This is a genomic window from Labrenzia sp. THAF187b (genome assembly GCF_009363375.1).
GTDB classification, from domain to species: Bacteria; Pseudomonadota; Alphaproteobacteria; order Rhizobiales; family Stappiaceae; genus Roseibium; species Roseibium algicola.
Map to the genome: position 1 here is coordinate 84093 of NZ_CP045345.1, position 13818 is coordinate 97910.

Sequence of the window (13818 nt, forward strand, 5' to 3'; positions counted from 1 at the left end):
GTGAAACCAATCCGCGACCAGATAGCTCATGCGTTGCGGGAGAGGTAGGAATGGGAGCGACTGTAATGAAATATAGTGCCACTTCTAAGCTGAACAGATTTTATCCCCTCACATATCCCCCAATCCTGGTGAAGTCGCTTTAGAAACAAGCAACCGGGTGTAGCCATTTTAGCTTGTTGTGTTGGCGCGGAAGTTGAAGTGCATGGCTATTTTATCGGCGGCTGGTCGCCTCCGAGTGAAAGGCTTTCAGTTGCCTGGAACGGTCGTAAACGACGCGGTTTGAGTTCACCATCGCTTTGCGTGGAGTTCGGCAGGTTCTAAAGATCTTACGGCAGTACGGGGCATCGTCGTCGGTAAGGTGTCTATCCTCAATTTGCTGAACCGGATTGCTCGTGAATTACCCACTGCTGCACCCGCCAGGTTTGTCTGAACCTAGAAGACAAGGTGCTTCTAAATGCGGCGCTTATCAGGCTAAGCTAGGTGAGCCCTGACACGAACCGAAGATCCACCGCCTGTGGGTCTTGCTCTCGGCTTCAGACCGGCTGGACACGATACGCCTCATTCGCGCTCCGCCGAGCGATCAGGCAGGCAAAAAACCAAAACGCGGTGACCTACGAAAAACGTGCCAATACCTCCTGGATCATGAGAGCAACCGCGGCTTGGCTGCTCCCCGGATTTCTTGACGCCGACAGTCGTGTCTTTTGAGAGAACGGATACCGCCCTCACCGTTTCAAGAGCTCCGGAATCTCGGAGACGGCAGCCGGATGAAAATGCGCATCTGGCGGATTGCCGGGTGCAGCTTCTCCCAGCAGCGCAACCTTCAGACCGGCGGCAAGGGCCGATCGCATTCCCGTGACGCTATCCTCGACGGCCAGAATGTTCTGCGGCGGCAGGTTCAGTGCTTCGGCGGCCATCCGGTAAGGTGCAGGGTCGGGCTTGCCGGCGGGCACGTCGTCAAGGCTGATCGACCCGACCAGCAACTCCGAGATCCCTAGACTGCGAAGGTTCACATCGACGACCCCCCGGTCTGAATTCGAAACACAAATCTGCGCAACACCGGCCGCGGCGAGTGCCTTGATCGCTTCAACCGCCCCTGAAATCGCGACCAGGCTATCGCTGTGGTCGGCGTAGTAGTTGCGGATCTGTTCATGCCACTGCTGCTCTTCTACCGCGACCGGAAATCGTGGGCGCAGCTGGTCCCAGACATGGCCGATGTGAACGCCGATGAAGCTCTGATCCTCTGGATCGATTTCCAGACCATAGCGGGAGCAGACCGCCACGAGGGCACGGTGATGCAACGGTTCGCTGTCGATCAGGGTTCCATCAATATCCCAGGCTATTGCACGAAGAGTCATGCGGAGCTTCCTTCCAGTCGCTCGTACAGATTTCTGAAACGAGCATACCCACTGTCATAGATTTGACGATTTGACGGGTTCGGCGAAATCAGCGCATCGCGCTCGGTCAGGGCGGAAATACCGGTCCAGTCAGCGCGTCCGCAGCCTACAGCCGCGGTCCAGGCTGCCCCCAGGCATGAGCCGGGGTGGCCGCCGAGCCGTTGCAGGGGAACGTCCAGCACATCCGCGACGATACCCATCCAGACATCGCTGCAGGCTCCGCCGTCGGAGACGAAAAAGCGTGTGGTCTCGTAACCAATCTCGTTGAATGTCTCGATGTGATGACGGATTGCATAAGCGTAGGATTCAAGCACGGCTCGCCAAACATGACCAAGATCGTGCGAAAGGGTCAGCCCGTTCAGTGCACCGCGCGCAGATGGATCGTGAAGGGGAGTTTTCTCTCCAAGCAGGTAGGGCAGGAAAGTTAGCCCGAGTGCTCCGGCCGGGCGGTCCGCCGCCAATGCGTCGAGAGCGGCATGGCGTGAACCGTGGAGCGGCTCGATCCCGGCTGCAAAGGTATCCACAAACCAATTGAGCACCGATCCTCCGGTGGACATGCAGCCATTGGGCATCCAGAGCCCGGGCACGAGATGGTAGTCGAGAAACAACCGCTTGTCGGGGAAAGCCTTGTCGGTCGCGGTCAGGATGTCCACCGCGCCGCCGAACTTCAGCAGGACATCGCCATTCGCGACGACCCCGGCTCCCAGACAAGAGGCAATCATGTCCGCCGCTCCACCAACAACGGGTGTCCCAGCGGCAAGGCCTGTTTCCATAGCTGCCTCGGCGGTGACGATGCCCATTACCTCGGACGAGAGCGCAAGTGGTGGCAGCAGGCCGGGATCGATCCCCGTCATCGCAGCCTGATCGAGGTCGATCCGGTTGGTCGCGACATTCACGATCCCGGCTTCAAGCGCCCAGTTCTGTTCGACACGGGCGACACCAGTCAGGCAATAGTTGATGTAGTCATAAGAGCCGAGCAGGGTTTGGGCCCTTTTCACCACCTCGGGTTCATGGCGTTTCAACCAGCGCATCTTGGCACCGACAAGCTGCTGGTTTACGCCATTTCCGGCAGCGGTCAAAAAGGATGGCTCATCTATTTCCCGGCGCATCTCCTCGACCTCGGCACCGGCGCGGCCATCGCTTTGCTGGATTGAGGGTCGCAGCGGTTGGCCATTCTCGTCCAGCAGGATCGTTGCTGGTAGCATTCCGGCCACACCGATGCCGGCGATCTCGGATGCCTTGCGTCCGGACATCTTCAGCAGTTCTGGGATTACCGCGCAGCAATTGGCCCACCATTGCGCCGGGTCCTCTTCCGCCCAGCCGGGATGGGCCGACTGCAAGGCGACCGGCCGCGAAGCCTTGGCGAGGATCCGGTCCGGCAACTCGATGAGCAGACCAATAGTTGAAGTTGTCCCGATATCGAGACCCAGAAAAAGTGACATGTGAATCCTCGGAAAGTCAGGCGATCATGATCGAGACGTTGGCTTCTTCGAGCGCCTGTGCCAGTTCGTGCGGCGGGGCGGCGTCGGTGACCAGGATAGAGATTTGCGCCAGGTCAGCCACGCGAACGGTGGAGATACGGCGGAACTTCGAACTGTCGACCATCAGGATGCGCCGGGAAGAACGTTGAATGTAAACCGACTTCATCGCGGCTTCCTCAGGCGAATAATCGAACACTCCGTCGGGGGTCAGTCCAGACGCCCCTATTAGCGCCGCATCGAAGTAATAGCGGGAGAAATTCTCAACAGCGGCTTGTCCGGTTACGGACAGCTCTCCCGGCTGGACCAGCCCCCCCGGGACGTAGGTCGGCACCGACGCCGCGGCCGCCAGTTGAGCCACCCGCAAGCTGTTGGTGAAGATGCGCAGCCCCGGTGCGGGCTCGGAAGAGATCAGCGCTCGTGCGCCGGCTAGCACGGTCGTTCCAAGATCGAATGCCAGCGTCTGATTGTCCGCCACCAGCCGCGCAGCCGCGTGCGCGATCCTGGATTTTGCATCGCTGTTGAGGCGCCGGCGGGCATCGAACAAAGGTTCGACATCATCGATCACCGTCAGGGGGCCGTGCTGCAGGCTGACGGCGCCGCCATGCACGCGTTCAAGCAAGCCCTGTCCTTCCAGTTCGGCAAGATCCCGTCGAACGGTCATATCCGAAACACCGAATTCCTGGGCAATCTCGGCAACAGAAACCGACCCGCCCTGATTGAGACGATCGAGGATTGCCGCTAGCCGCGCCTGGGCAGGTGTCCGGCCCCGTTTGACCGATGGGTCTTGCGTCGGATGGATCGTGGTGTCTGTCATCTCGGCAGTCTCTTCATAAAATCAACAAAACAATCAAATCAGAACATACATGAGATTTCAATCGAACAAAATCAAACATTTTTCTTGTCAAATCCGTGAACGTATGTTTGCTTTTGATCAATTTTGGAGAAGTGAAACATGAACGAACACCAAATAGCCCTCCAGGCGCATCCGGGGCTCGCAGGAAAATCCGCTTTTGTCACCGGTGCTGCAAACGGCATCGGCTGGGCGATCGCACAGGCGCTTGCGGCCCAGGATATAACGGTGACCGTGGCAGATCTGGATATAGGTAGGGCGGAGGCCGCGGCCAGGCGTCTGGGTGCGAGGCACCATGCGGTTCAGGTTGACGTCAGCGAGCGGGTTTCTGTCGAGAAGGCATTTTCATCGGCGCTTGAAGCGATGGGCAACATCGACATTTGCATTGCCAACGCAGGTGTCTCCAGCATGCGGCGCGCAGTCGACCTGACTGATCGCGACTGGGACTTCAACATGGATGTAAACGCGCGCGGCGTGTTTCTAACCAACCAGATTGCGGCCCGTTACTTCCTGGACCGGGGGTGCGGGACAATCGTGAACACCGCCTCGCTCGCTGCCAAGGTCGGGGCGCCGTTGCTCGCTCACTATTCGGCCAGCAAATTTGCCGTGGTCGGCTGGACGCAGGGACTGGCGCGCGAACTGGCGCCTTCAGGCATTCGCGTGAATGCGGTCTGCCCGGGTTTCGTGCGCACGTCGATGCAGGAACGCGAGATAGCCTGGGAGGCCGAACTGCGCGGCATGTCACCTGAAGAGGTGCAGCAGGACTATGTCTCGCAAACGCCCCTTGGACGAATCGAAACCCCTGAAGACGTCGCTGGTGTGGTCGTCTTTCTTTGTTCGGATGCAGCGCGCTTCATGACCGGTCAGGCAATCAATGTGACTGGCGGCGTTTACATGACCTAACGCCGCGGTCAGCGCATAGTCACCCAAGTCATATCTTCTACCTTACGGGACGCAACGTGTCAGAGATCAAGCTCAACAAGATCAGCAGAGATTATGGCCTCGGCAATTTCGGAGTGAGGGACGTCTCTCTCGACATCGAGGAAAGCGAGTTCATGGTGCTCCTCGGTCCGTCCGGTTGCGGCAAGTCCACAACATTGAGGATGATCGCCGGTCTCGAGCAGACGACGGGTGGACAGATCAGTATTGCCGGGCGGGACGTGACACGTTTGGCGCCGCGCCACCGTAATGTGGCGGTGGTGTTTCAGTCCTATGCGCTTTATCCGCATATGAGCGTTCGCGAAAACATGCGGTTCGGCATGAAGATGCGCAAGACGCCAAGGGACGAGCAGGATCGGCGGATTGTACAGGCAGCATCGGTGCTTGGCCTCCAGCCCTATCTGGATCGCAAGCCGACGGCCCTTTCCGGAGGTCAGCGGCAGCGTGTGGCGCTCGGAAGGGCGATCGTGCGTGAGCCGGATGTCTTCCTGATGGATGAGCCGCTGTCAAACCTTGACGCCAAGCTGCGCGGCGAAATGCGCCAGGAGCTGGTGAAGCTTCACAGACGTGTCGGCAAGACCACGGTTTTCGTTACCCACGATCATGTTGAAGCAATGACGATGGGCGACAGGATCTGCATCATGCGCGACGGCCGGATCGAGCAGGTGGGCGCGCCGCTTGAGGTTTATGCCAGGCCGCGAAACACCTTCGTGGCGCAGTTCCTCGCCGCTCCGGCAATGAACCTGATAGAGGCGCACCTGACCGTCGTGGGCGAGAGGGTGGAACTCAGCGCGGGTCCCATTGCCGGGCCGTTGCCCGAGCGGGAGGCGGCTCTCTACCGGGCGGCCGCCGGGACCGGGCTTTTGTTCGGATTGCGGGCCGAGGACATCCTGACCCAACCCAGACCCGGCGCGCAAGCCTTCCAGGGAACCGTGACGGTGCTGGAGGCTCTGGGCCCTGAAAACCTGATTGTCGTGGAGGCCGAGGGCCTGTCCATTTCAGCTAGGGTTGATCGTCACTTCCTGCCACGGATCGGTGAGACCATCACGCTTTATGCGGATCTCGGCCACATGCATCTGTTCGACGCCGCAAGCGGCGATGTAATCGGCAGGGAGGCCTGAGATGGGGAGGCGGATCCTATCGCATATCGGCCTGATCCTGGCGGTCGCAATCGTGCTTTTTCCCATCCTGTGGGTGCTCCGCACATCGCTAGTTCCCGCGCAAGACAGCTACAGTTCGGTAATCCTCCCGTCGGTGACGCTCGACAATTACCGTGCACTGTTCGCGGAAAAGAATTTTGGGCGCAACTACATGAATTCGCTGATTGTTGCGAGCCTGTCGGTGCTCGTCACGATGCCGCTGGCTGCGATGACAGGATACGCCTTCGCGCGGTTTCGCACCGGCGGGCGGCTGGCACGTTTCGCGACGCTTGCCAGCCAGATGCTGCCGCCGGTCGCACTCGCCCTGCCGACCTTCATGCTGTTTCGGAACTTCGGCCTGACCAATTCGCTGACCGGTCTGACGATCGTCTACGCCGCCGTCAATCTGCCTTTTCTCACCTGGATTCTGATGGGTTTCTTCGAAGCGGTTCCCGAGGATCTTGAAGGCGCGGCGATGACCGATGGGGCAACCCGGTGGGGAGCATTCTGGCGCGTTGTGCTGCCGGTCGCAGCGCCCGGCATCTTGGCGGCGGCAGTCCTCGGTTTCATCCTGTCGTGGAACGAGTTTCTGTTCGCCCTGATCCTGGGCGGGTCGAAAACCGCGACCGTTCCGGTCGCTCTGGCAAGTCTGCAAACCTCGAATGGCGTGCAGATCTCCAATGTCGCAGCGGGCGTTTCGCTTGCGATCCTGCCGCTGATGATCGCGGCCAAATTCATTCAGAAATACCTGGTCGAAGGGCTCTCCTTCGGGTCGGTGAAATAACAACAATAAAAACAGTCAAACCTTACAGACGAGGACTACGAAATGAGAAAGACTATTTATTCGCTGACATTTGGCCTTGGGGCGTCTCTTTGGGCCGGCACGGCTCTTGCCGACGGTGTGACACTGCGCGCGCTGATGGAAGACGTCCCGGAAACGTCGATCATCGAAAAGATGCTCCCTCAGTTCGAGAAAGAGACCGGCATCAAGGTTGAGTTCGAGAAGGTCGGATACGGTGATATGCACGACAAGCTGGTCGCCCAGCTGGTCAGTGGCGAGAGCGACTACAATCTGCTCGAAGTTGACTTCCTTTGGGCGGGCGAGTTCCCGGCAGCGGGATGGCTTGAAGATCTCAAGCCCTATGCCGAGAAATCCGGGTTCGACATGGCGGCCTTCATTCCCTCGACCATGGATCTTCTGGGAAATCGCGAAGACTTCATGCCGTTGGTGCCCATGTACAATTATTCGATGGGTCTGATCTATCGCACCGACCTGTTGAGCGACCCGGAGTTGAAGTCGGCCTACAAGTCCGAAACCAGTCAGGAGCTGGAAGCCCCCAAGACGCTCGAGGAATATGTGCGGATTGCCAAATTCATGAAGGCGCAGGGCAACGTCAACGGCGCCGCGATGCAGGGTCAAAAAGGTGACCCGAACGCAATGGAATTCTCCAATTACCTGTTCTCCGCGGGCGGCAGTTACCTCGATTCCGACGGCAATGTCGTGCTTGCGTCCGAAGCTGGCGAAACGGCTCTGAACCATTACGTCGATGCGATCAAAAACGCTGCACAGACCGGCGCCCTGTCAGCCACGCTCGATGACACGATGCGGCTGATGTGTTCGGGCGAAGCGTTCTCGATGGTCACCTACTGGTGGATGCTGCCGCAGATCGACAACGCGGAAAGCTGCCCGAATGTTGCAGGCAAGGTGGCGCTCTCGGTCATGCCGGGGGGGCACGGTGAAAGTGGCGGCTGGGGCTGGGGCATTGCCAAGAATGTCCCGCAGGAAGAAAAGGACGCTGCCTGGACGTTCATTACCTGGGTCCAGAGCAAGGAGATTGCGGTCGCGCGGGCACTGGAAGGCCATGCTCCGGTGCGCGCGGATGTCTACACCAATCCGGAAGTGCTGGCGAAATACCCGTTCTACAAGGACGCCATGGCCGTGGTTGAAAGCGCAAAGTCCTTCCCGATCTTCACGTACTCGGCGCAATACGAGGACACTCTGGGAACTCAGGTTTCCCTGGCTGCCAGCGGAGACACCACCGTTACTGAGGCGCTTCAGGCGGCTGCCTCTGGTCTTACTGATCTGATGAACAAGTAACGCACGTCAAGGAGGCAGGCGGCGAACCCGTGCCTGCCTCCCGTTTCCTGCTGACCGAAAGACACTTGATGAGCACGAGAACAACCGAAATGATGCGCGCGGGCTGGGGCTTCGCCGGCCCGGGTCTGACGATGCTGAGCGTCGTCATGGGCCTGCCGGTGCTGTATGCCGCGGCTATCTCTCTCTCGTCCATGACGCTTGTTCGTCCCGAGCTGAACATAACCGGATTCGGAAATTTCCTGTCGATCATGTCCGAACCGCTGTTCTGGAACTCCCTCGGCATAACCCTGCGCTATTCGGTTGCCACGGTGATGGGTGAGTTCGTTGTCGGGCTGGCGATCGCGCTTATGCTTCGACAGGTAATCGTGATGCGCGGTGTCTATTTCGCAGTGCTTACCCTGCCGATGGCAATGTCACCAGTCGCCGTCGCGCTGATCTGGCGAATGCTGTTGCAGCCCAATCTGGGGATTGTCAATCAGACCCTGGCGGGGCTTGGCCTGCCGATAATCGACTGGCTCGGCGATTCGGATCTGGCACTAAAGACGATGATCTTTATCGACATCTGGCAACAGACCTCCTTCGTGATCCTGTTGCTGTCTGCCGGACTGGCTTCGCTGCCAAAGGATCCTTATGAAGCGGCCGAGGTTGATGGCGCAGGCCCACTGCAGCAATTCTGGTACATCACCCTGCCGCTCCTGCGGCCGGTCGCGATGATCGCGGTGGTCATTCAGCTGATCAACGAATTCCGGACGTACGACTTGATCTACATCCTGACCAAGGGTGGCCCTGGTGTCTCGACCGAGCTGTTGTCCTTCTTTGCCTACAAACGCGCCTTCCAGGGCCTTGCCTTGAACGAAGGCAGCGCAGCCGCCTTCGTGCTGCTCCTGATTGTTCTTCTCATCACAGTGGTCTTCTTCTTTCTGCTCGAACGCAGAAAGACCTGAGATTGCTTCCATTTGGCTTCAAACGAATCCCGCACCAGGCGGGGACAAAGGAGAGACTTGCCATGAAATTCGGGTCGCTTTTCCCGGGTGTCAAACCCGTTATCGCGATGGTTCACCTCAACCCAATGCCCGGTACACCTCTTTACGATGCCGATGCAGGCATCGAGGGAATTTATCAGGCTGCGCTCAGGGATCTGGAAGCGCTCCAGGCCGCAGATGTCGATGCCGTGATGTTCGGCAACGAGAATGATCGCCCGTACGAACTTGCCGTGAATGTCGCTACCACTGCTTCGATGGCTTTCGTGATCGGACGCTTGCGCGAAAAGATCCGCAAGCCCTATGGCGTCAACGTACTTTGGGATCCAGACGCGACTGTTGCTCTGGCCGCGGCGACAGGAGCCTCGTTCGTCCGCGAGATCTTTACCGGAACCTACGCCTCAGACATGGGGCCGTGGACACCGAACGCCGGTCGGGCACTGCGCGAAGCGCGCCGGCTCGATCGCAAGGACCTGGTGATCCTGAACAACGTTTCGGCTGAATTCGCCCATTCACTCGACACCCGCCCGCTACCGGACCGCGCGCGATCTGCTGTGTTCTCTTCCATTCCCGACGCAGTGTTGGTCTCGGGCGCGATCACAGGCGAGGCTGCTAGGATGAATGATCTTGAAGCGGTAAAAAAAATGCTTCCTGAAACACCAGTGCTAGCTAACACGGGCGTCAAGCATGCAACAGTAGCCGATATCCTTAAGATCGCCGATGGTTGCATCGTGGGATCGTCGCTGAAAGTTGACGGACACACCTGGAATGCGGTTGATGCTACGCGTGCGCGCGAGTTTATGGACATTGTGAAGGCCACCCGCGCCTGAGCGTTTGATGGGATGGGGGCTCCGCCCCCATCCGGTCGCTTTTTCTTACCTAGTAAAAGAATCGGCATTGCCAATTTCATGCGTCTGATGCCCGTTGATGTCATTGCCACTGGAACGCCGGAGGGCGTAGGCCTTGGGCTCGAGCCGCCGCAGTTTCTCAAGCTTGGTGACGTTGTCGATCTAAGCATCTCCGGCCTTGGGACACAGCGACAAACCGTTGTCTCCCAGCCGACTTGATTGACCGGCCGCCTATCAAGTCTTGCCAGGGGCAATCCTGTTGAGGTGTCACCCTTGGCCAGATTAAGGCATGTTGGACGCCGTCCGACTGTGGCTGAGAAGCCTCCGCCTTTGGCACTGTTCTTCCCCGCCACACATCATCCATTTGAATCCGTTCCTTCGCATCGATTCCAATCATTCATTGGACCGCTGTTCGGAGATCTTCGACACTGCGGTCATGGAACCAGATGACGATCTCCTTCTCCTCAAGCGCGTGGACCCGGGCCGGAACATGAACCGGTTCTACCACCTGTCGGTTGAGCCCACCCTGTTCGGCGGATTTGCCGTTCGCCGGACATGGGGACGCCTGGGCACCTGGGGGCGAACGCGGCTTGATCTGTTTGCGGATGTGTCATCGGCTCTGGCGCATCAGCAGAAGCTGGCGGCACAAAAGCACAGGCGCGGGTATCGCCCGGAATGAGACTGTGGCGTTGTGCCTGATCCCTAATCCCTAATCCCTAATCCCTGCCCCCATGTTCCATGGGATCTTCCTCTGACAGGTCACTTAGGCAAACGTCACAAGATACCCCAGGCCCTGTATCTGTCTCGGCCTGTAAGCTCGCGGGGAAGCGCGGGGCCGAGTTGACGGATCATGCGGTCGACCGCGGCGGCGGTGACACCCAGGTCCTGGCGAGCCATGGGAATGGTCACCAGGGGCCGGGACAGGAACATCCGGGCAAACTCCGGCAGCCTGGAGTGGCTTCGGCAAGACTGGCAATGACGTGCCAATTGCTCCTGGGCAATCGAGAGCCGGTCCAGCTGATCCATGGTTTCCTGGGCGGCTTTTTCAAAACCGGACAGGAGGCCGGCGATACGGACCTGGAACGTGTCCTTGCGGCGCCAGCGAAAAGGCGACTTTCGCAATCCCGCTGACAGGCTCGGCAAATGAGACGTGGTCACCTGCGCTTTCAGGAAGACCGCCGACAGCAGGCGGCCAAGTTCCGGCCATCCGTCCAGCGGCTGCAGCACCTGCCATGCATCAAGCAAAAGGACAGCCGACAGAACCGGCGGCAATTTCAGGGCTTCAGCTTCCTTTTTGATATTCAGCCAGTCGTCCAGTCGATCGCCCCGTTCGGTAAACCGAGAGAAGTGCGCGGAAGGTATGTCTCCGGTTTGGCGGGAAGAGACAGGTCTTTCCGGGACGGTTCCCTGCGCCAGGTGTCTGGAGCGTTCCAGAACGGCGTCGATCTCGGCAAAAAGATTTTTTTCCGTGTCGGCAGTGTCCTGTTGCACCGAGGGTGAAGCGGCACGTCCCCTCCCCTCTCCCGAGCTTCTGATCGTCGTTGTCTCGAACTCGGCGTCATCTGAGGGCCGGCCCACAAGTGTCAGAAGACCGTCGCGGCTCAAGACAGTGTCCGGGGTTTGCCGGTCGACCCGTCTGCGGAGCGCCAGGAACCTGGCGGCCCGGGTCAACTCGTGGGTGGGCGCGCGTCTGTCGGTGCCCGCGTCGTGCAGGACAAGGTCCTCGAGATGAACAAGGTCTCCATCGAGGGCCATGGAGGCACAGGTGTCAAACAGGTGAGACCGGCTGCGCACGCCGTCTTCCAGCGCTGGTGTCCGTCGCAATCTCTCGTCGGCTCGGGTCAGGGACCGGCCGGCGCGATCGAGCGGGTCGGCCAGATCGAGCCAATCCAGTGATTTCAGGGACTTGCGGAGATCGTAACTCATTGACATCGGCTGATAATATTTCATTAACGATAATCAACAAGCAAAAAAGTATCATCACATGGATATCTGTCAACTCAGGATTATAAACAGTGATAATTATAGCTTATCGATAGTTAGACTTTTCAGCGTCCTCATGCTAGACATTGGCCCCTGTTCCCCACCCGCAAAAGCCTGTCAGCCATGCCCGAAAGCCCCCTCCCCGCTTCCCGTCTCTTGTCGCAGTCCGCACGGAACGAGGCTGCACGGAACGAGACCGCGGACCAGGCAATGCGCGACAAGATAGAAACCCTCGACACGTTGTCCGCCATTCTGCCGGCCCTTGCCGGTTCAGACCGGGCGGAGCAGCTGGCCCGGCTTCTGACCGATGAGGACATCGACACCCTGCGCCACCTTGCCAGGGAAGGCATGGGCGAGAATTCGCTGCGAGCTCTGACCTCCGATTTTTCCTATCTGGAAGGCTGGTGCCTGGCGGCAACCGGAAGCCCCCTGCCCTGGCCCGCACCGGCGCCGCTCATTCTCAAGTTCATCGCCCATCACCTGTGGGATTCGGACAAGAAGATGTCTGATCCCGGTCACGGGATGCCTGAAGACATTGCGAGGCAGCTTGAGGCGCAAGGATTGCTCCGCAGCGCGAAAAATACGGCGGGCCTACGGCCCCCGCATGCACCGGCGACTGTGCAGCGGCGCCTTGCCTCCTGGTCGACGCTGCATCGCTGGCGTTCCCTGCAGGGACACTTCTCGGATCCGGACGTGCGCTCGGCCATGCGACTTGCGTCCCGTGTGGCCGACCGGCCGCGGGCGCGGAAAAGCCGCAAAGCCATCACGGCCGATTGTCTCGAGCTGCTGCTCGCGACATGTAACGGCACGGATTACGCCGCACCAAGCCTGATGGACATTCGCGACAGGGCCTTGCTGCTGGTCGGGTTTGCCTCCGGTGGCCGCCGGCGCTCCGAGTTGTCCGGAATGCGGTTTGGTCAGATCACCTGGGAGGCGTTTTTGCCTCTGGATCCGAGTGACCCGGAGAGCGATCTGCTGCCTGCCGCCAGCTTGCGGCTGGGGCGCACCAAGACGGAAGAATCTTCGGACGACAATTCGGTTCTTTTGATCGGACGGAGTGTCTATGCGCTGAAGGCCTGGCTGGAAGCGGCCCGGATTCAGGAAGGGGCCGTCTTCCGCGCGATCGATCAGTGGGGCAACCTGAAAACCCGCGCCCTTACCCCGCAATCGGTGAATGCCATTGTCAAGAAACGCTGTGCACTTGCCGGACTGGACCCGCAGGACTTTTCCGCGCATGGCTTGCGCTCAGGCTTTCTGACGGAAGCGGCCAACAGGGACATTCCGATCCAGGATGCCATGCTGCAGTCCCGGCACAGGTCCCTCGCCCAGGCGTCCAGCTATTACAGCGATGCCGGGCGCAGCAGACGGCGGTCTGCCAGATTGTTGGGGTGATACCGGAGCGGAGTAGAATGTTCGATTTTCCGCTCACAGCAATTGATCTGATTGTCCTTCGGCTTTCAACTTTTGAAAGCAGACGATCATCCTCAGGTGCCGATGCTCATCGACCAGTAGTGCTTCATGAGTGAAGTCCAATCGATTCCCTTGATCGTCAAGAACGGCGCTTATCGCTCTGCTGTATCCAGCCAACATCGCCTGCTCCATCCCCCGGCGAAAGTCCGGAGACAGTGCTTTCAAATCTTCAATCAGGGATATTATGCTTGGATCGTCAGGGGCGACAACCAGATCGCTGCGGAACTGTGCAAGTAGTTTTGGCGCCTCCTGTTTCCAGTCGGGCATACGCTCTCGCATCCCGGAATCGACGAATACAAGTCGCATCAGATTTCGAAAATTGGCTTCGAACCGCGAAAAGCCGAATAACCTGTTCGCTGCCTGGTTCCAGGCAATAACATCCCATCTCATGTTCAGAACGTAGGCAGGCCGCGTGACCAGATCATCCAGCAGTTGCTGAATTGCAGGTGAAACAGTGACCCACTGATACGCTTCTGGTGGCGGTGGACGACCATGGGCCAATAGGAAAAGACGGCTACAATCAGCGTCGTCCAACCTCAGTGCTTTCGCAATGTTCAGTAGGAAGCTCTCTGAGACTTTAATGTCTCGTCCCTGCTCGAACCAAGTGTACTAGGTGAGACCAACTCCTGCCAGTTG

13 protein-coding genes and 1 pseudogene are annotated in these 13818 nt (G+C 59.0%); 9 read left to right on the forward strand and 5 right to left on the reverse strand.

The window, feature by feature from the left end:
* Positions 1-722: 722 nt before the first annotated feature.
* Genes FIV03_RS28225 through FIV03_RS28235 form a run of 3 tightly spaced genes read right to left on the reverse strand, consistent with a single transcriptional unit; the run spans position 723 to position 3689 of the window.
* Positions 723-1355 (reverse strand): HAD family phosphatase, encoded by a 633-nt coding sequence (locus tag FIV03_RS28225; RefSeq protein ID WP_023000267.1) that lies wholly within the window; start codon positions 1353-1355, stop codon positions 723-725.
* Positions 1352-2836 (reverse strand): FGGY-family carbohydrate kinase, encoded by a 1485-nt coding sequence (locus tag FIV03_RS28230; RefSeq protein ID WP_152512157.1) that lies wholly within the window; start codon positions 2834-2836, stop codon positions 1352-1354. The genes FIV03_RS28225 and FIV03_RS28230 overlap by 4 nt, the downstream gene beginning before the upstream one ends.
* 16 nt (positions 2837-2852) lie before the next feature.
* Positions 2853-3689, reverse strand: a complete 837-nt coding sequence (locus FIV03_RS28235) for a DeoR/GlpR family DNA-binding transcription regulator (RefSeq protein ID WP_023000265.1) — start codon at positions 3687-3689, stop codon at positions 2853-2855.
* A gap of 138 nt (positions 3690-3827) precedes the next feature.
* Between FIV03_RS28235 and FIV03_RS28240 the strand changes: the two genes are divergently transcribed.
* From FIV03_RS28240 to FIV03_RS28275, 8 genes and pseudogenes are all read left to right on the forward strand, one after another.
* A complete protein-coding gene (locus tag FIV03_RS28240; RefSeq protein ID WP_152512158.1) occupies positions 3828-4628 on the forward strand; it encodes an SDR family NAD(P)-dependent oxidoreductase in 801 nt (266 codons plus the stop codon).
* Positions 4629-4684: 56 nt separating this feature from the next.
* The gene (locus FIV03_RS28245; RefSeq protein ID WP_152512159.1) at positions 4685-5785 is read left to right on the forward strand and encodes an ABC transporter ATP-binding protein; all 1101 of its coding nucleotides are present in this window, start codon (positions 4685-4687) and stop codon (positions 5783-5785) included.
* Between the two features lies 1 nt (position 5786).
* Positions 5787-6587 (forward strand): carbohydrate ABC transporter permease, encoded by an 801-nt coding sequence (locus FIV03_RS28250; protein ID WP_152512160.1) that lies wholly within the window; start codon positions 5787-5789, stop codon positions 6585-6587.
* A gap of 42 nt (positions 6588-6629) precedes the next feature.
* Complete coding sequence (locus FIV03_RS28255) at positions 6630-7901, forward strand: extracellular solute-binding protein (protein WP_023000261.1); 1272 nt, start codon at positions 6630-6632, stop codon at positions 7899-7901.
* 68 nt (positions 7902-7969) lie between these two features.
* Positions 7970-8845 carry a sugar ABC transporter permease gene (locus FIV03_RS28260; RefSeq protein ID WP_286202334.1) on the forward strand — a complete coding sequence of 292 codons (876 nt, stop codon included), beginning with the start codon at positions 7970-7972 and terminating at the stop codon, positions 8843-8845.
* A 62-nt stretch (positions 8846-8907) separates the two neighbouring features.
* On the forward strand, positions 8908-9711 hold the full coding sequence (locus tag FIV03_RS28265) for a BtpA/SgcQ family protein (protein ID WP_152512161.1): 804 nt from the start codon (positions 8908-8910) through the stop codon (positions 9709-9711).
* A 66-nt stretch (positions 9712-9777) separates the two neighbouring features.
* A pseudogene (locus FIV03_RS28270) lies at positions 9778-9948 on the forward strand (fumarylacetoacetate hydrolase family protein); the annotation flags it as partial.
* A 217-nt stretch (positions 9949-10165) separates the two neighbouring features.
* Complete coding sequence (locus FIV03_RS28275) at positions 10166-10408, forward strand: WGR domain-containing protein (protein ID WP_055661600.1); 243 nt, start codon at positions 10166-10168, stop codon at positions 10406-10408.
* Between the two features lie 95 nt (positions 10409-10503).
* Here the strand turns inward: FIV03_RS28275 and FIV03_RS28280 are convergent, their stop codons facing one another.
* On the reverse strand, positions 10504-11655 hold the full coding sequence (locus tag FIV03_RS28280; RefSeq protein WP_286202335.1) for an RHE_PE00001 family protein: 1152 nt from the start codon (positions 11653-11655) through the stop codon (positions 10504-10506).
* A 267-nt stretch (positions 11656-11922) separates the two neighbouring features.
* Between FIV03_RS28280 and FIV03_RS28285 the strand changes: the two genes are divergently transcribed.
* Entirely contained in the window at positions 11923-13104 is a 1182-nt protein-coding gene (locus FIV03_RS28285; protein WP_152512164.1) for a tyrosine-type recombinase/integrase, read from the forward strand.
* A gap of 33 nt (positions 13105-13137) precedes the next feature.
* On the opposite strand, the gene FIV03_RS28290 is transcribed toward FIV03_RS28285, so the two are convergent.
* The gene (locus FIV03_RS28290) at positions 13138-13716 is read right to left on the reverse strand and encodes a transcriptional regulator (protein WP_353622192.1); all 579 of its coding nucleotides are present in this window, start codon (positions 13714-13716) and stop codon (positions 13138-13140) included.
* Between the last annotated feature and the right edge of the window lie 102 nt (positions 13717-13818).